Source organism: Streptomyces sp. NPDC058683, assembly GCF_042716195.1.
GTDB lineage: Bacteria > Actinomycetota > Actinomycetes > Streptomycetales > Streptomycetaceae > Streptomyces.
This window is the reverse complement of sequence record NZ_JBHXSK010000019.1, coordinates 59,578-76,826: the sequence shown is the minus strand read 5'-3', so window position 1 is coordinate 76,826 and position 17,249 is coordinate 59,578. Positions and strand designations below refer to the sequence as shown.

Genomic DNA, 17,249 nt, shown 5'->3' with positions numbered 1-17,249 from the left:
GTGCATGACGCCCAAAGGAGAAGAAAGCGCCGGAGCTTCGCTCGACGAGCGGATCACCGGAGCGCTCGTCGGAGCCGCCGTCGGCGACGCCCTCGGCGGTCCGGTCGAGGGCTACTCCCCCGACCAGATCCTCGAACGCCACGGCGGCCGCGTGCACGGCATCGTCGGCCCCTGGAACGGCGACGCCTGGCGCACCGCCCGCCCCCTCGCCCCGTACCACAAGGGCGACGGGCACGTCACCGACGACACCTTGATGACCCATGCGCTGGTACGGGTGTACGACCGCGTCCGCGACCACCTCGACGCGTACGCGATCGCCGACCACCTGGTCCCCGACCTGATGACCAACCCCCGCTGGATCCCGGAGCTGGAGACCGAGACCATCCCCCTCCAGCGGGTCTTCCTCGCCGAGAAGTGGCTGGCCGCCCGCCTGCACTACGGCCATGTCGACCCCCGCGAGGCCGGCACCGGCAACATCGTCAACTGCGGTGCGGCGATGTACATGGCCCCGGTCGGCCTGGTCAACGCGGCGAACCCGCGGGCCGCGTACGCCGAGGCCCTGGACGTCGCCGGCGCCCACCAGTCGTCGTACGGCAGGGAGGCGGCGGGCGTCTTCGCGGCGGCGGTGGCGGCGGCGGCCACGCCGGGCGCCACGCCGGACTCGGTCGTCACCGCGTGCCTGTCCCTGGCGAAGGACGGCACGCGAACGGCGATCGAAGCCGTCTGTGAAGTGGCCGCGCACCACACCGACTTCGAGTCGGCCCTCACCCCCCTCCGGGAGGCGGTCACCCCCTACGACACGGTCGGCCCCGACTACCGCGCTCCCTCCCTCGGCGCCCGCCGCCCCTCCCGCCTGCACGCGATCGAGGAACTCCCCGTCGCACTCGGCATGTTGCTGGTGGCCGACGGCGACTACCGCCACGCCGTCCTCGGTTCCGTCAACTACGGCCGGGACTGCGACTCGATCGCGACGATGGCGGGCGCGATCGCCGGTGCGATGGGCTCCGCCGTGCCGGAGGAGTGGTCGAAGCGGGTCGCCGAGGCGAGCCGCCTCGACCTCTGGGAGCCGCCGCGCACGCTGACCGCCGTGACCAGGGAGATCTTCACCCGCGACACGGGCCTCCGGCGGGCCCACGAGGAGTCCATCGCTCGCCTCGGGGGCGCGGGATGCTCCGCCTGACCTGGGTCCAGCCGGAGGATCTGCTGGGCCATGAGATCCGCCAGGCCCGGCAGGACGGCCGGGAGCCCGGCGCGGTCGCGGCGCGCTGGAAGGCGGCGGGGGGCGCGGACGCGCCGGACCGGGCGGGCGCGTCACCGGACCGGGTGTCCCGCTACCTCCGCCAGCTGGCGGAGGACCTCCTCGACGAACTCGCGGACCTGCCGAGCAGGTTGAACGAGCCGACGGATCTGGCAGCGATCAAGGCGTTGTGTCCGGAGTGGCCGAACGCCCACCGGGGAGGGCGGTGCAGGCCGTCGTGCGACTGCGGGTGCGATGTGGCTGATCGCGCAGTTCCCCGCGCCCCTTACGGGGCGCTGCCCACCCCCCGCGCCTACCACGCCGCCTGGCTAGGCCGAGCCGTCGGCTGTCTGCTCGGCAAACCCGTCGAGAAGCTCCCCCTTCACGCCATCCGCGAACTCGCCCAGGCCACCGGCAACTGGCCCCTGAACCACTACTTCACCGCCCACGGCGTCCCCGACGACCTCCTCGCCGCCCACCCCTGGAACCGCCGCTCCGCCGGCACCTCCCTCGTCGAGAACATCGACGGCATGCCCGAGGACGACGACCTCAACTACCCCCTCCTCAACCTCCTCCTGCTCCAGCGCCACACCCGCGGCTTCACCACCAGCGACGTAGCCGCCCTCTGGCTCGACGAGCTCCCCGCCGGCCGTACCTTCACCGCCGAGCGCATCGCCTACCGCAACCTCCTCACCGGCGTCGAACCCCCGCACACCGCCCGCCACCGCAATCCCTTCCGCGAGTGGATCGGCGCCCTGATCCGCGCCGACGTGCACGGCTGGACCAACCCCGGCGACCCGGCCGCCGCGGCCGAGCAGGCCCACCGCGACGCCGCCCTCACCCACACGGCCAACGGCGTCTACGCGGCGATGTTCACGGCGGCCACCATCGCCACCGCCGCCGGCGGAACCCACGACGTCCACGCCTGCCTGCGCTCCGGCCGCACGGTGATCCCGCCCCGGTCCCGCCTGGCCCAGGCGATCGACCAGGCGATCCGGCTGGCCGAGACCCACGAGGACTTCGAGACGGTCGTGGCGGAACTCCACCGCACCCACTCCCCCACCCACCACTGGGTGCACGCCATCCCCAACACCGCGCTGATCGCCGCCGCCCTCACCCACGCGGACGGCGACTTCACCGGCTCGGTCTGCCGTGCGGTGAGCGGCGGCTGGGACACCGACTCGAACGGCGCGACGGCCGGCTCCGTCGCCGGGCTGCTCGCCGGCGACCCCGACGCCCTCCCCGACCGCTGGACGACCCCGCTCAAGAACCGACTCGCCACCTCCGTCGCCGGCTTCGACGGCACCGGCTTCGACACCCTCGCCCACCTCACCCACCTGGAGGCGACCCGCCCATGACCCACATCGCCGTACTCGGCAGCACGAACATGGACCTCGTCGCGTACGTCGAGAAGGCCCCGCAGCTCGGCGAGACCGTGACGGGACGGGAGTTCCGTACGATCCCCGGCGGCAAGGGCGCCAACCAGGCGATCGCCGCCGCCCGCGCCGGCGCCACCGTCTCGATGATCGGCGCGGTCGGCCACGACGCCTACGGCGCCCGGATGCGGGAGACCCTCGAACACTCCGGCGTGGACACCGACTCGCTGCGCACGATCGAGTGCGCCTCCGGCACCGCGCACATCGTCGTGGACGACGAGGGCGGCAACGCGATCGTGGTGATCCCCGGCGCGAACGGCACCGTCGACCATCTCGCCCCCGGCGACGAGGGCGTCATCGCCTCCGCCGACACCCTCCTGCTCCAGCTGGAGATCCCGCTGCCCGCGGTCGTCGCCGGTGCGCAGGCAGCCCGACGGCACGGCGTCCGGACCATCCTCACCCCGTCCCCCACCCGATCCCTGCCCTCCGAACTCCTCGACAACATCGACCTGTTGGTGCCCAACGAGCGCGAGGCCGCCGTCCTCACCGACCGCGCCGACCCGCGCGACGCGGCCGCCGCCCTGCTCGGCCTGGTGCCACAGGTCGTGGTCACCCTGGGCGCCGCCGGCTGCCTCTACCTCACCCGTGACGCCGCGCCCCTCGTCATCCCGGCGCCCCGGGTGACCGCCGTCGACTCGACGGGCGCGGGCGACACCTTCGTCGGCGCCCTCGCGGTCGCCCTCGCCGAGGAGAAACCGATCCGGGAGGCCCTGTCCTGGGCGGCGGCCGCGGCCGCGCTCGCCGTGCAGCGGGAGGGGGCGTCGACGTCCATGCCGTACCGTCAGGAGATCGAGGCCCAGTACACCGCATGAGTACGACAACACAGCCCCAGCCCCTCGCCGGTCTGCGCGTCCTCGACCTCGCCACCCTCTTCGCCGGCCCCCTCGCCGCCACCCTGCTCGGTGACTTCGGCGCCGAGGTCGTCAAGGTCGAGCACCCCACCAAACCCGACCCCTCCCGGGGGCACGGCCCGGCCAAGCAGGGCGTCGGCCTGTGGTGGAAGCTGCTCGGCCGCAACAAGCGCACCATCACCCTCGACCTGTCCAAGCCCGGCGGCCGCGCCACGCTGCTCCGGCTCGCCGCCACCGCCGACGTGATCGTGGAGAACTTCCGGCCCGGCACCCTGGAGAAGTGGGACCTCGGCTGGGAGGAACTCTCCGCCGCCAACCCCCGGCTGATCCTGACCCGGGTCACCGCCTTCGGCCAGTTCGGCCCCTACGCCCACCGGCCCGGCTTCGGCACCCTCGCCGAGGCGATGAGCGGCTTCGCGGCGATCACCGGCGAACCGGACGCCCCGCCCACGCTGCCGCCGTTCGGGCTCGCCGACTCCATCGCGGCGCTGGCGACCGCGTACGCCGTGATGACCGCGCTCGCCGCCCGGGACCGCACCGGCGAGGGCCAGGTCGTCGACATGGCGATCATCGAGCCGATCCTCACCGTCCTCGGCCCCCAGCCCACCTGGTACGACCAGCTCGGCTACGTCCAGGCACGCACCGGCAACCGCTCCGCCAACAACGCCCCGCGCAACACCTACCGCACGGCGGACGGGACCTGGGTCGCCGTCTCCACCTCGGCCCAGTCGATCGCGGAACGCGTACTGCGGCTGGTCGGGCGCCCTGAGCTGATCGACGAGCCGTGGTTCGCGACCGGCGCCGACCGGGCCGCGCACTCCGACGTCCTCGACGCGGCCGTCGGCGACTGGATCGCCACCCGCTCCCGCGCCGAGGTGCTGGCCGAGTTCGAGAAGGCGGAGGCGGCGGTCGCCCCCATCCAGGACGTACGGGACGTGCTGGACGACCCGCAGTACCTGGCGCTGGACACGGTCACCACCGTCCCCGACCCCGAACTGGGCCCGCTGCGCATGCAGAACGTCCTCTTCCGGCTCTCCTCCACCCCCGGCGCGATCCGCTGGACCGGCCGTCCGCACGGCGCCGACACCGACGAGGTCCTCACCGAACTGGGCCTGACCCCGGCCCAGCTGCTGGCCCTGCGCGAGGAGGGCGCCGTATGACCACCGCCCCCTTCCCGCTGACCTGGCTGTACGTCCCCGGTGACCGGCCGCATGTCGTCGCCAAGGCGCTGGTCTCCGGCGCGGACGTGGTGGTGATCGACCTCGAGGACGCCGTCGCCCCCGACCGCAAGGACTGCGCCCGCGCCGCCACCGCCGACCTCCTGGGCCACCCGCAGCCGGTGCCGGTGCACGTCCGGATCAACAGCCTGGACACCCCCTGGGCCGCGGCCGACCTCCAGGCCCTGCTCGGCCGGCCCGGCCTGGCCGGCCTGCGGCTCCCCAAGGTGACCGGCCCCGACGACATCCACCACGTCGCGGCCCGGACCACCGCCCTCCCCCTCTACGCCCTCCTGGAATCGGCCCTCGGCATCGAGCACGCCTACGCCATCGCCACCGCCCACCCCGCCCTGCGGGGGATCTCGCTCGGGGAGGCGGACCTACAGGCCGACCTGGGCGTATGCGACGACATCGGCCTCGACTGGTCCCGTTCGCGGATCGTGGTCGCCGCCCGGGCCGCGGGCCTCGCCCCACCGCCCCAGTCGGTCCACCCCGACACTCGCGACCTCAAGGGCCTCGCCACCTCCTGCGCCCACGGCCGCGCCCTGGGCTTCCTGGGCCGCGCCGCCATCCACCCCCGCCAGCTCCCGATCATCGAACGGGCCTACCTCCCCACGCAGGCCGAACTGGAACAGGCCGAGAAGATCCTCAAGGCGGCCACCACGGAACAGGGCGCCCAGGCCCTCCCGGACGGCAGCTTCATCGACGCGGCGGTAGTGGCAACAGCCCGCAGAACCCTCTCCCTCCTGAACCGCCGCTGACATCGACACCCCGCAAAACCCACCTGCCGAACCACCGCTGACATCGACACCCCGCAGACCCACCTGCCGAGCCACCGCTGACATCTCCCGGCTCCCAGCCGCTGATCCCCGTCGGCCCCTACCCCGGTGAGTTCCTTCCGCCGGCGATCCCTTCTCCGGCCCTTCGCCGGTCCTTCGCCGGTGGATTTCCTCGCCGGCGAACTTCTTCCGCCGCAACGGCGAGCACCCCCGCGGCGGTGTCCGGCGGTGCCGGACTCGCCGGGACCCGTCGGCTGGTACGCGAAGAGGGCGCCCGGTTCCGTCCCGGGCGCCCTCTTCGTCGTATCGCGGCAGGTCAGCTCTTCTTGGTCGCCGACCCGGCCTCGTCCTTGGCTTTGGCCTCATCCTCGGCTTCGGCTTCATCCTCGGCTTCGGCTTCAGCCTCGTGCTCGGCTTCGGCCTCGTCCTCGGAAGCCTCCGCCTTGGGAGCCTCCGCCTCGGAAGCCTCCGTTGCTTCAGCAGCCTCGGCGGCGTCGCCCGTACCGTCGGTCTCCCCGTCGGAGACGCCCGGCTCGACCACCGCCTCCCGGCCCGGCCGCTTCTTCGCGGAGAGCACGATGTACAGCACCGCGAGCAGGAACACGATCATCGCGGTCCAGTCGTTGAGCCGCAGGCCGAGAATGTGATGGGCGTCGTCGACGCGCATGTACTCGATCCAGCCGCGGCCCACGCAGTACGCGGCGACGTACAGCGCGAACGCCCGCCCGTGTCCCAGCTTGAAGCGGCGGTCGGCCCAGATGACGAGGAAACCGACGCCGATGCACCACAGCGACTCGTAGAGGAAGGTCGGGTGGTAGTAGCCGGGGACCCGGCCGCCCTCGGAGGACGTGATGTGCAGGGCCCACGGCAGATGCGTCTCGCGGCCGTACAGCTCCTGGTTGAACCAGTTGCCCCAGCGGCCGATCGCCTGGGCGAAGGCGATGCCGGGGGCGATGGCGTCGGCGTAGGCCGGCAGCGGGATGCCCCGGCGCCGGCAGCCGATCCACGCGCCCAGCGCGCCGACCGCGATCGCACCCCAGATGCCGAGGCCGCCCTGCCACACCTTGAACGCGTCGACCCAGTCACGGCCCTCGCTGAAGTACAGCTCGTAGTCCGTGATCACGTGGTACAGACGCCCGCCGACCAGGCCGAACGGCACGGCCCAGACGGCGATGTCGGCCACCGTGCCGGCCCGCCCGCCCCGGGCGATCCAGCGCCTGTTTCCGAGCCAGACGGCTACGAAGACACCGATGATGATGCAGAAGGCGTAGCCGCGCAGCGGAATGGGACCGAGATGGATCACTCCGCGCGAAGGGCTGGGAATGTAGGCAAGATATTCCATGGCAGGGTCGACGCTACCGTGCCGGACCGGGCCGACGGCAACCAGCCCGGCTACGGCTCCATAACAGGGGCGTGAGAAATGCTTACCCCGCTCACCCCTTGTCGGCGTCCTCCACGAGCTGCTTCAGCTTGGCCGGGGTCATGGTCTGGTCCTGGTAGATGTTCTTGCCGTCGAGCAGAACGGTCGGGGTGCCGCCGAACTTGGCCGCCTCGAAGGCCTCGTTGGACTTCACGACCCAGGCGTTGTGCTTGCCGTCCTTGACGCATTTCTGGAACGTCGGCGTATCCAGGCCCTGAACCTTGCCGGCCAGCTCGATCAGCTTGTCGTTGCTCGAGAAGGCGTCGTCGGTTTCCTTCGGCTGGTTCTCGTACAGCACGTCGTGGAAGTCGCGGAACTTCCCGGCGTCCTGGGCGCAGGCCGCCGCGTTGGCCGCGTTCCGGGAGCCGCTGCCGCCGAGGTTGCCGTCGATCAGCGTGACCAGGTGATACTCGATTCTGAGCTTGCCGGAGTCGGCCAGCTCGTGGAGTGTCGGGCGGTACGCCGTCTCGAAGGCCTGGCAGGCCGGGCAGCGGAAGTCCTCCCAGATGGTGAGCGTCGCCTTGGCGTCGTCCTTGCCGACCGGGATCGCAAGGCCGTCCTTGCCCTGCGCGCCCGAGGGCGCCACGACCGGGCCCGAACTCTCGCCGCCCTTGTCCTTGCCCGCGTTCGCCGCGACCACGCCGATCACCGCCGCCAGGCCCAGGACGCAGACGACGCTCGCGCCCACGATCAGCGCGCGCCGTCGCTTCTCCGCGGACTGCTGCTTCTCGCGGTCGGCTGCGATCCGCTCGCGGGCCGTCCGCTTTCCGTCACGATTCTTCTCGCTCACACCACCAGAACGAACCGGGGAGGCGCACCGCGCCTCCCCGGTCCCAGGACCACCCGTTCGAGTGATCGAGTGTGGTGTGCTGTTCCGTTACGCCTGGCCGCGCACGCCCTTCGCCAGGTCAGCGGCGAGTTCCCGGACGGCCGCCACGCCGGCCGCGTCGTCCGGCGCGTCCAGCATCCGCTTCACGAAGGCCGAGCCGACGATCACACCGTCGGCGAAGCCGGCGACCTCGGCGGCCTGGGCCGCGTTGGAGACACCGAGGCCGACGCAGACGGGCAGCCCGCTGCCGGTGGCCCGGGTGCGTTCCACCAGGTCCTGGGCCTGTGCGCCGACCGATTCCCGGGTGCCCGTGACGCCCATCAGGGAGGCCGCGTAGACGAAGCCGCTGCCGGCCGCCGTGATCTGCGCGAGCCGCTCGTCCTTGCTGCTCGGCGCCACCACGAAGACGGTCGCGAGGTCGTGCTTCTCGGCGTGCTCCCTCCACAGGGCCGACTCCTGGACGGGCAGGTCGGGCAGGATGCAGCCCGCGCCGCCCGCCTCGGCCAGCTCGGCGGTGAAGCGCTCGACGCCGTAGCGGTCGATGGGGTTCCAGTACGTCATGACGAGGATCGGCTTGCCGGTGGCCGCGTAGGCCTCCTTGACCGTGCGCATGACATCCGCGATCTTGACGCCGCCGCGCAGGGCGATGTCGTCGGCGGTCTGGATGACCGGACCGTCGAGCACCGGGTCGCTGTGCGGCAGCCCGACCTCGACGACGTCCGCGCCGCCGTCCAGGACGGCCTTGATGGCCTCGACGCCGCCGGCCACGGTCGGGAACCCGGCCGGGAGGTAGGCGATGAGCGCGGACCGGCCCTCGGCCTTGGCACCCGCGAGGGTGTCGGACAGCAGCTGAATGTTCCCGCTCACTTGGCGTCCCCCTCGATCTCGGCGGTGGCGGTGGCGTCGGCGGCGACCTCGGCGTCGGTGTCGTACAGCCCGAAGTAGCGCGCGGCGGTGTCCATGTCCTTGTCGCCGCGCCCGGACAGGTTGATGACGATCAGCCCGTCCTTGCCGAGTTCCCTGCCGACCTCCAGGGCGCCGGCGAGAGCGTGGGCGCTCTCGATGGCCGGGATGATGCCCTCGGTGCGGGACAGCAGGCGCAGGGCCTGCATGGCCGCGTCGTCGGTGACCGCGCGGTACTCGCCGCGGCCGGAGTCCTTGAGGTAGGAGTGCTCCGGGCCGATCCCCGGGTAGTCGAGACCGGCCGAGATCGAGTACGGCTCGGTGATCTGGCCCTCCTCGTCCTGGAGGACGTAGGACCGGGAGCCGTGCAGGATGCCGGGCTCGCCGGCGGTGAGGGTGGCCGCGTGCTCGCCGGTCTCGATGCCGTGCCCCGCGGGCTCGCAGCCGATGAGGCGAACGCCCTCGTCGGGGATGAAGGCGTGGAAGAGGCCGATGGCGTTGGAGCCGCCGCCGACACAGGCGATCGCCGCGTCGGGGAGCCGGCCGGCCCGCTCCAGGATCTGGCGGCGGGCCTCGACGCCGATGACCCGGTGGAAGTCGCGGACCATGGCCGGGAAGGGGTGCGGGCCGGCGACCGTACCGAAGAGGTAGTGGGTGTGGTCGACGTTCGCCACCCAGTCGCGGAACGCCTCGTTGATGGCGTCCTTCAGGGTGCGGCTGCCGGACTTCACGGAGATGACCTCGGCGCCGAGCATGCGCATCCGGGCCACGTTGAGGGCTTGGCGCTGGGTGTCGATCTCGCCCATGTAGATGGTGCAGTCGAGGCCGAACAGCGCACAGGCGGTGGCCGTCGCCACGCCGTGCTGGCCGGCGCCGGTCTCCGCGATCACCCGGGTCTTGCCCATGCGCCTGGTGAGCAGGGCCTGGCCGAGCACGTTGTTGATCTTGTGGGAGCCGGTGTGGTTGAGGTCCTCGCGCTTGAGGAAGATCCGGGCGCCACCTGCGTGTTCCGCGAAGCGGGGGACCTCGGTGAGGGAGCTGGGGCGGCCGGTGTAGTTGACGAGCAGGTCGTCGAGCTCGCGGGCGAACTCGGGGTCGTGCTTGGCCTTGTCGTACTCGACGGCGACCTCGTCCACGGCGGCTACGAGGGCCTCGGGGATGAATTTGCCGCCGAAGGCGCCGAAGTAGCCCTCCGGGGAGGGCACCTGGCCTTCTGGGGCGGGGAAGAAGTAGTCGCTGGGCATGCGGAAACCTCACGGTGAGTGTGTGGAACGACACTATTCGCCGTGGGGCGTGGGGTTGTCTGTCGACTGACCGCCGTCAGTGGCTGATCGCGTTCGCGCGACGGAGTCGCAACATCAGATACAGCCCCGCGCCCCTAAAGGGCGCGCTGCCATCGACGTCCGTTCACCTGACCGGGCTCATCACCGATGACGTAGCGGACCCGGCGGCCATGCACCCTGCGCGCCGGGGCTCGGCAGCCCCTCGGGCGGCAGCCGCGCGCGAGGCGGGCGTACCGGTCCACGGTCGTCACGGTGAGAGTCATCGGCGTCAGCCTACCGGGTGATCAAGGGCGGCCGTGGCGCAGTGCCGGATGTTCGCCCGCCGCCACCAGGTCGGCCACCGCCGACTTGGGATCGCGGCCGGTCACCAGGGACTCGCCGACCAGGACCGCGTCGGCGCCCGCGTTGGCGTAGGCGATCAGGTCGTGCGGGCCGCGGACACCGGACTCGGCGACCTTGACGACGGTGTCGGGGATCTCCGGGGCGACCCGCTCGAAGGTGGAGCGGTCGACCTCCAGGGTCTTCAGGTTGCGCGCGTTGACACCGATCACCTTGGCGCCCGCGTCCACCGCGCGCTCGACCTCGTCCTCGTCGTGCACCTCGACGAGCGGGGTGAGGCCGATGGAGACGGCACGCTCGATCAGCGACTCCAGGGCCGGCTGCTCGAGGGCGGCGACGATCAGCAGCGCGAGGTCGGCGCCGTACGCCCGGGCCTCCCACAGCTGGTACGACGTGACGATGAAGTCCTTGCGCAGGACCGGGATGTCCACGCGGGCCCGGACCGCCTCCAGGTCGGCCAGCGAGCCGCCGAAGCGGCGCTGCTCGGTCAGGACCGAGATGACGGCCGCGCCGCCCGCCTCGTAGTCCGCGGCGAGCCCGGCCGGGTCGGCGATCGCGGCCAGCGCGCCCTTGGACGGGCTGGAGCGCTTGACCTCGCAGATCACCTTGACGCCTTCGCCGCGCAGGGCGGCCACGCCGTCCTTGGCGGCGGGCGCCTTCGCCGCGCGCTCCTTGAGCTCGTCGAGGCTGACGCGCGCCTGCCGCTCCGCGAGGTCGGCACGGACTCCGTCGATGATCTCGTCGAGCACACTCACGCGAGCGGTCCCCTTCCGGTTCCGGACGATTCTTCCGAGCGAGTCAAAACCCACGCGGGTCAAAACCCATGGTCACATCGATGGTATCCGCAGGAAGGCGCCGACCTCGCATCCGGCCGACGGCGGTCCTCTCTACCTGGGCGTTCGCCAGTTGATCAAGGATGCAACCAGCCGACGAAGGGCAGGTTCCGGACAACGGTGAAAACCAGCACCAAGGCGCCCAGGGTCCACATGGGCACCGGCCTGAGCTCGATCCGGGCGGGGCGGCCGCGTACCGCGCGCGCCACCCAGACGGTCCACACCACGGCGAAGGCCAGATAGGCGGCCACGCCCGCCGCGTTGTCCCGCAGCGCGGCCAGGAAGTCGCCGTGGACGAAGGCGTGCGCGCTGCGCAGGCCGCCGCAGCCGGGGCAGTACAGGCCGGTGAGCCGGTAGAGGGGGCAGACCGGGTAGTGGCCGGGCTGGTTGGGGTCGACCGTGCCGACGTAGGCGAAGGCCCCGACGGCGGCGGCCAGTACCCCCGCGGGCACGGCCAGCCGTCCTCGCAGGGAGGGCGGGGCCGGGGCGGCTGCGCGGGGAGTGTCGGCGTTCACGCCTCGCATTGTGCCCCGTACGGTCGCCGCACGCGCGCGAGGGGCGTCCCGATGTTCTCGGGACGCCCCTCGGGAAGCGCTGGGGATCAGCTCTCGGCGGCGACCGGCTCGCGGGGGGCGGCGGCCGGGGCCGTGCGCGTCACCAGGGCGGTCTGCTTCGGCATACCGAGGCCCATGGCCCGCATGATCATGCCGACGACGCCACCGAGGACCACGATCACCATGCCGGCCCAGAAGCCCACCGGCTGGGCCATGACCATGAAGGCGCCCGCGACGCAGAAACCGATGAAGGCGATGGTGACGCCGGTCCAGGCGGCCGGGGTGTGACCGTGGCTGCTGCCCGCCATGACTTGCTCCTCGTTAGCTGGTGCGTGTCGTACGTGCCGTCCGTGGCCGCGCTCGTACGGGTCCGTTCCGGACGCTCGTCCTCCATTGTCCCGTACGCACACGCCTGCCGTGAGCGGGGGTGGCGTCTGATTCGCCACATCGGGTACAGCGCCCCATAAGGGGCGCGGGGCCGTGTTCGATGTGCGGCTGCCACCGCGTGGGCGCGACCAGCCACAACCGCGCCGCAGACGACCGAACAACTCATCGCGGCGCCCCCCAGCGGAGCGCTCACGCTCCCGTAGGGTCCTCGCCCCGGTCCAGGGCCTTCCAGATGTCCTCGGGCCGGTCCGGGTCGACCGGCTTCGGCGCGCGGCGCGGCCGCTCCGCACCCGTGCCGCGCTCGTAGCGGCCGGACATGGCGGGCCAGAGGCGGCCGTAGCGCAGCGCGAGCAGCCCGGCGACCAGGATGAGCGCACCGCCGGCCGCGGCGACGTACGGCCAGCCGGTGTGGCTGAGCGCGGCGACCGTGGCGGAGGTGTCGCCGCTGGCCTCGGCGGCCTTCTCGTCCAGTGCGGAGCCGTCGGAGGCGCCCGCCAGGGCGGCGGCGACGATGCCGGCGCCGGAGAGCGCGAGGAGCCCGGAGACCAGGAAGCGGCCGGCCCGGCGGACGGCGAAGACGGCGACGAGCGCGGCGAGGCCCACTATGGCGAGGGCCGCGGGGACGCCCGTGACGTCGCTGCCCTTCGCGGTCAGCGGGAAGGCGCCGCCGGCCACCGTCGCGGTGCCCTCCGCCCAGCGCTGCCGGCTGGACAGCAGGGCCACGGCCGCGCCGAGCGCACCGAACAACAGCGCGACGGCGAGGCTGCGGCGGCCGGACCCGGCGTGCGCGGCGTCTTGGGAACGGGGGTGAGGAGCAGCAGTCACGTACTCCACTATGGCTTGAACCCCGGGCGAACGGTCACCCGGGGTTGGGTGAGAAGCGCCCTACTTGCCCAGTCTGTTGGCCGTGTGCACCGCGCGCAGCACCGCCGCCGCCTTGTTGCGGCACTCCTGGTCCTCGGCGACCGGGTTCGAGTCGGCGACGATGCCCGCGCCCGCCTGGACGTACGCCGTGCCGTCCCGCAGCAGGGCGGTACGGATGGCGATGGCGGTGTCGGAGTCGCCGGCGAAGTCGAGGTAGCCGACGCAGCCGCCGTACAACCCCCTTCTGGACGGCTCCAGTTCGTCGATGATCTGCATCGCCCGGGGCTTGGGGGCGCCGGAGAGGGTGCCGGCCGGGAAGCAGGCGGTGAGGACGTCGAAGGCGGTGCGGCCCTCGGAGACCTTTCCGGTGACCGTCGAGACGATGTGCATGACGTGCGAGTACCGCTCGACGGACATGAAGTCGACGACCTCGACGGAGCCCGGTTCGCAGACCCGGCCCAGGTCGTTGCGCCCGAGGTCGACGAGCATCAGGTGCTCGGCGCGCTCCTTGGGGTCGGCCATCAGCTCGTCGGCGAGGTCCTGGTCCTCCCGCGGGGTGGCCCCGCGCGGCCGGGTGCCGGCGATGGGGTGGACCATGGCCCGCCCGTCCTCGACCTTGACCAGGGCCTCCGGGGACGACCCGACGACGTCGAAGCCCTCGAAGCGGAGGAGGTACATGTACGGGGACGGGTTGGTGGCCCGCAGGACCCGGTAGACGTCCAGGGCGCTCGCCGTGCACGGGGTCTCGAAGCGCTGCGAGGGGACGACCTGGAAGGCCTCGCCCGCGCGGATGCGCTCCTTGATGTCCTCGACCGCGACCTGGAAGTCGGGACCGCCCCACAGGGCCGTGTACTCGGGGAGTTCGGAGGGGGGCAGGGCGGCCGGGGGCTGGGCGACCGGGCGGGAGAGGTCGGCCTCCATGGCGTCGAGACGGGCGATCGCGTCGGCGTAGGCCTCGTCGACACCGGTGTCGAGGTCGTTGTGGTTGATCGCGTTGGCGATCAGCAGGACCGAGCCCTCCCAGTGGTCCATCACCGCGAGGTCGCTGGTGAGGAGCATGGTCAGCTCGGGCAGCTGGAGGTCGTCCCGCTCCCCCGGGCCGATCTTCTCCAGGCGGCGCACGATGTCGTAGCCCAGATAGCCGACCATACCGCCGGTGAACGGGGGCAGATCCTCCGCGCGCGGGGTGTGCAGAGCCTCGATGGTGGCGCGCAGGGCGGCCAGCGGGTCGCCGTCGACGGGCACGCCGACCGGCGGGACGCCGAGCCAGTGGGCCTGGCCGTCACGGGTGGTGAGAGTGGCCGAGGAGCGGACGCCCACGAAGGAGTAGCGAGACCATTGGTATGCCGTGCGGCCGTTCTCGGCGGACTCCAGCAGGAAGGTGCCGGGGCGCTCGGCGGCGAGCTTGCGGTAGAGCGCGACCGGGGTGTCGCCGTCGGCGAGGAGCTTGCGGGTGACCGGGATGACACGCCGGTCGGTCGCCAGCTTGCGGAAGGTCTCGAGGTCCATGGCGGCAGACCTTACTGATCGGAGGCCGGGACGCCGGAATCGGCGCCGTCCTTGAGGAGCACGTCGGCGTCGAAGCAGGTGCGGTCGCCGGTGTGGCAGGCGGCGCCCACCTGGTCGACCTTGACCAGCACGGTGTCGGCGTCGCAGTCGAGGGCGACGGACCTGACCCACTGGAAGTGGCCGGAGGTGTCGCCCTTGACCCAGTACTCCTGGCGGCTGCGCGACCAGTAGGTGCAGCGGCCGGTGGTGAGGGTGCGGTGAAGCGCCTCGTCGTCCATCCAGCCGAGCATCAGTACCTCGCCCGTGTCGTACTGCTGGGCGATGGCGGGGAGGAGGCCGTCGGCGCTGCGTTTGAGGCGGGCGGCGATCTCCGGGGCGAGGCCGCTGGGCGGGGGCGTACCGGTCGTACTGGTCATGGGTGCCATTGTGCCGCGCGGCACCGACAGTCACGGACCGTGTCCACTGTCCGGACCGTGCGTGGGGTCGTAGGCTTGCTCCATGTCGACCTTCGCCAAGCGTGAACGGCTTCTGCTCGCCGACCTCTTGGAGACCGCCGGTCCCGAGGCGCCGACCCTCTGCGAGGGCTGGGTGACCCGGGATCTGGCCGCGCACGTGGTGGTGCGCGAGCGCCGGCCGGACGCGGCCGGGGGCGCGTTGATCAAGCAGCTCGCGCCACGCCTGGAGAAGGTGACGGCCGAGTTCGCCGCGAAGCCGTACGAGGAGCTGATCCAGCTGATCCGTACCGGCCCGCCGCGGTTCTCGCCGTTCCAGCTGAAGCAGGTCGACGAGGCGGCCAACACGGTGGAGTTCTACGTCCACACGGAGGACGTCCGCCGCGCCCAGCCGGACTGGGCGCGGCGCGAGCTGGACCCCGTCTTCCAGGACGCCCTGTGGTCCCGTCTGGAGCGCACCGCCCGGCTGCTGGGCAGGGGGGTGCCGACGGGCCTGGTGCTGCGCCGTCCGGACGGCCAGACGGCCGTCGCCCATCGCGGCGCCCCGGTGGTGACGGTGACCGGCGAACCCTCCGAGCTGCTGATGTTCGCCTTCGGCCGGCAGAACGCGGCGAAGGTCGAGGTGGACGGCGACGAGAACGCGATCGCCAAGCTGCACGAGTCCAAGCAGCTGGGCATCTAGGAGCCATCCATGATCAAGGTCGCGATGACCAGTGTGTACGTCGACGACGTCACGAAGGCGCACGCCTTCTACACGGACGTCCTCGGCTTCGAGACCCGCGCCAGTCTCGACCTGGGCGGCGGCACCCTGTTCGTCACGGTCGGCGCGCCCGAGGGCGCCCAGCAGGATCTCCAGCTGCTGCTGGAGCCCGGCCAGGGCCCCATCGCCGAGCCGTACCGCAGGGCGGTGTACGACGCCGGGCTCCCGGCGATCGTCTTCTCGGTGGACGACATCGACGCGGAGTACGGGCGGCTGCGGCTGCTCGGTGTCCGGTTCACGCACGAACCGCAGGAACAGGGCCCGGTGATCGCGGCCGTCCTCGACGACACGGTCGGCAACCTGATCCAGCTGACCCAGCCGAAGGGCTGAGGCACCTCAGCGGGGCAGCTCGGCCCGCCGCAGCCCCGGCACGGCCAGCGCGACGACCCCGCCGAGCCCGCAGACGACGGCGCTGACGACGTACACCGGGCCGGGTCCGAAGGCGCCGATGCCGGCGGCCGCGAAGGGCATGCTCAGCGGGGTCAGGCCCAGGCTGATCAGGCTGGAGACGGCGGTGACCCGGCCGAGGTAGGCGGGGTCGGCCTGGGTCTGCAGCAGCGCGGAGCACATCGCGCCGCTGAGGCCGGCGAGCAGACCGATCAGCAGGGCCACACCGACGGCACCGGCGAGGCCGGGCACGAAGGCGAGGGCGCCGATCGCGACCGATCCGGCGAGGATGGTGTACCCGGCGACCAGCCCGGCACGCGGCAGCCGGCCCCGGACGGTCAGCAGGAGTGAGGCGGCCCCGGCGCCCGCCCCGAACCCGGCGACCACCCAGCCGACCCCGGCGGCACCCCAGCCGCGCCGGTCGGCGAGCAGGGTGAGCCCGACGTTGAGGGGGCTGACGAAACCCAGGTCGCCGAGGGCGATGGCCAGCATCAGCGGGGCCAGGACGCGATGGCGGCGGACGTAGGCGAGGCCGGCCCGCAGGTCCTGCCAGGGGGTGGCGGCCGTGCGGTCACCGACCGGGAGTTCCCTGACCCGCAGGGACATCAGCAGGGGCACCGATACGGCGATGAGCAGGCCTGCGAGGCCGAAGGCGGCCGCGGCGCCGCCGAGTGCCACACCGAGACCGCCGAGCGGGGCGCCGAGGATGGAGGCGACGCGTAGGGCGAGGCCGCGCAGGCCCTGCACGCGCGCGAGCTGGTCGCGGCTCGTGACGCGCGCGGGCAGCGCACCCACGGCGGGCATGAACACGGCGTCGACGGTGCCGAAGACCAGGGCGAGCGCGGCAAGCGGCCACAGGCCGGGGCTGGTCAGGAAGAGCAGTGCGGCCACGGCGAGGACGGCCGCGCAGCGCACCGCGTCGCTGGCGATGACGACCCGGCGCGGCCCGAACCGGTCGGCGATCACCCCGCCGAACAGCATCAGCACGGCCCTGGGCAGCGCGCTGACGGCCATCACGGCCCCGGCCTGCGCGGGTGAACCGCCCTGGACGGCGGCCCAGGACAGGGCGATGTAGTAGACGCTGTCGCCGACCATGGAGGAGGTGTAGGCGCCGAGCCAGCGCAGCACGTTGGGGTCGCGGTGGGCGGGCCGGCCGGTGGGGGTGGTGGCCGAGGGGACGACGGTGGCGGTCACGGGGCGGGCGGTCCT

The 17,249-nt window shown here is 72.5% G+C and carries 19 protein-coding genes; 7 read left to right on the top strand and 12 right to left on the bottom strand.

Features of this window, described 5'->3' with window-relative positions:
• Positions 1–4 precede the first annotated feature (4 nt).
• The 5 genes from ACFWXC_RS22045 to ACFWXC_RS22025 are packed head-to-tail and all read left to right on the top strand — an operon-like array spanning position 5 to position 5,502.
• Positions 5–1,180, top strand: coding sequence for an ADP-ribosylglycohydrolase family protein (locus tag ACFWXC_RS22045; protein ID WP_384481072.1), 1,176 nt, complete (start codon positions 5–7; stop codon positions 1,178–1,180).
• Positions 1,168–2,595, top strand: a complete 1,428-nt coding sequence (locus tag ACFWXC_RS22040) for an ADP-ribosylglycohydrolase family protein (RefSeq protein WP_384481070.1) — start codon at positions 1,168–1,170, stop codon at positions 2,593–2,595. Before ACFWXC_RS22045 ends, ACFWXC_RS22040 begins: the two co-directional genes overlap by 13 nt.
• A complete protein-coding gene (gene rbsK, locus ACFWXC_RS22035; RefSeq protein ID WP_384481068.1) occupies positions 2,592–3,485 on the top strand; it encodes a ribokinase in 894 nt (297 codons plus the stop codon). Before ACFWXC_RS22040 ends, rbsK begins: the two co-directional genes overlap by 4 nt.
• Entirely contained in the window at positions 3,482–4,684 is a 1,203-nt protein-coding gene (locus tag ACFWXC_RS22030; RefSeq protein ID WP_384481066.1) for a CaiB/BaiF CoA transferase family protein, read from the top strand. The genes rbsK and ACFWXC_RS22030 overlap by 4 nt, the downstream gene beginning before the upstream one ends.
• A complete protein-coding gene (locus ACFWXC_RS22025; RefSeq protein ID WP_384481064.1) occupies positions 4,681–5,502 on the top strand; it encodes an HpcH/HpaI aldolase/citrate lyase family protein in 822 nt (273 codons plus the stop codon). The genes ACFWXC_RS22030 and ACFWXC_RS22025 overlap by 4 nt, the downstream gene beginning before the upstream one ends.
• Before the next feature lie 334 nt (positions 5,503–5,836).
• On the opposite strand, the gene lgt is transcribed toward ACFWXC_RS22025, so the two are convergent.
• The 11 genes from lgt to hisI all read right to left on the bottom strand — a co-directional run bounded on the left by lgt (position 5,837) and on the right by hisI (position 14,857).
• Positions 5,837–6,862 carry a prolipoprotein diacylglyceryl transferase gene (gene lgt, locus ACFWXC_RS22020; protein WP_384481062.1) on the bottom strand — a complete coding sequence of 342 codons (1,026 nt, stop codon included), beginning with the start codon at positions 6,860–6,862 and terminating at the stop codon, positions 5,837–5,839.
• Between the two features lie 91 nt (positions 6,863–6,953).
• The gene (locus ACFWXC_RS22015) at positions 6,954–7,730 is read right to left on the bottom strand and encodes a DsbA family protein (RefSeq protein WP_384481060.1); all 777 of its coding nucleotides are present in this window, start codon (positions 7,728–7,730) and stop codon (positions 6,954–6,956) included.
• Between the two features lie 87 nt (positions 7,731–7,817).
• Entirely contained in the window at positions 7,818–8,636 is an 819-nt protein-coding gene (gene trpA, locus ACFWXC_RS22010; RefSeq protein ID WP_384481058.1) for a tryptophan synthase subunit alpha, read from the bottom strand.
• Entirely contained in the window at positions 8,633–9,916 is a 1,284-nt protein-coding gene (gene trpB / locus ACFWXC_RS22005; RefSeq protein WP_384481056.1) for a tryptophan synthase subunit beta, read from the bottom strand. Before trpB ends, trpA begins: the two co-directional genes overlap by 4 nt.
• 134 nt (positions 9,917–10,050) lie before the next feature.
• Positions 10,051–10,218: a tryptophan biosynthesis modulator TrpM gene (gene trpM, locus ACFWXC_RS22000; protein WP_189947481.1), complete on the bottom strand. Its 168-nt coding sequence runs from the start codon at positions 10,216–10,218 to the stop codon at positions 10,051–10,053.
• 21 nt (positions 10,219–10,239) lie between these two features.
• The gene (gene trpC / locus ACFWXC_RS21995) at positions 10,240–11,049 is read right to left on the bottom strand and encodes an indole-3-glycerol phosphate synthase TrpC (RefSeq protein WP_384481053.1); all 810 of its coding nucleotides are present in this window, start codon (positions 11,047–11,049) and stop codon (positions 10,240–10,242) included.
• 155 nt (positions 11,050–11,204) lie between these two features.
• Positions 11,205–11,651, bottom strand: a complete 447-nt coding sequence (locus ACFWXC_RS21990; protein WP_384481051.1) for a DUF2752 domain-containing protein — start codon at positions 11,649–11,651, stop codon at positions 11,205–11,207.
• Between the two features lie 77 nt (positions 11,652–11,728).
• Positions 11,729–11,989, bottom strand: a complete 261-nt coding sequence (locus ACFWXC_RS21985) for an HGxxPAAW family protein (protein ID WP_384481049.1) — start codon at positions 11,987–11,989, stop codon at positions 11,729–11,731.
• A gap of 268 nt (positions 11,990–12,257) precedes the next feature.
• The gene (locus ACFWXC_RS21980) at positions 12,258–12,902 is read right to left on the bottom strand and encodes a TIGR02234 family membrane protein (protein WP_384481047.1); all 645 of its coding nucleotides are present in this window, start codon (positions 12,900–12,902) and stop codon (positions 12,258–12,260) included.
• Positions 12,903–12,953: 51 nt separating this feature from the next.
• Entirely contained in the window at positions 12,954–14,441 is a 1,488-nt protein-coding gene (locus ACFWXC_RS21975; protein WP_384481046.1) for an anthranilate synthase component I, read from the bottom strand.
• 11 nt (positions 14,442–14,452) lie between these two features.
• A complete protein-coding gene (gene hisI / locus ACFWXC_RS21970) occupies positions 14,453–14,857 on the bottom strand; it encodes a phosphoribosyl-AMP cyclohydrolase (RefSeq protein ID WP_384481044.1) in 405 nt (134 codons plus the stop codon).
• Positions 14,858–14,939: 82 nt separating this feature from the next.
• Here hisI and ACFWXC_RS21965 point away from each other — a divergent pair, with 82 nt between their 5' ends.
• Together ACFWXC_RS21965 and ACFWXC_RS21960 are read left to right on the top strand one after the other, a co-directional pair.
• Entirely contained in the window at positions 14,940–15,575 is a 636-nt protein-coding gene (locus tag ACFWXC_RS21965) for a TIGR03085 family metal-binding protein (protein ID WP_384481043.1), read from the top strand.
• 9 nt (positions 15,576–15,584) lie between these two features.
• On the top strand, positions 15,585–15,983 hold the full coding sequence (locus ACFWXC_RS21960; RefSeq protein ID WP_384481042.1) for a VOC family protein: 399 nt from the start codon (positions 15,585–15,587) through the stop codon (positions 15,981–15,983).
• Between the two features lie 6 nt (positions 15,984–15,989).
• Here the strand turns inward: ACFWXC_RS21960 and ACFWXC_RS21955 are convergent, their stop codons facing one another.
• The gene (locus ACFWXC_RS21955) at positions 15,990–17,234 is read right to left on the bottom strand and encodes an MFS transporter (RefSeq protein WP_384481041.1); all 1,245 of its coding nucleotides are present in this window, start codon (positions 17,232–17,234) and stop codon (positions 15,990–15,992) included.
• Positions 17,235–17,249: the final 15 nt, after the last annotated feature.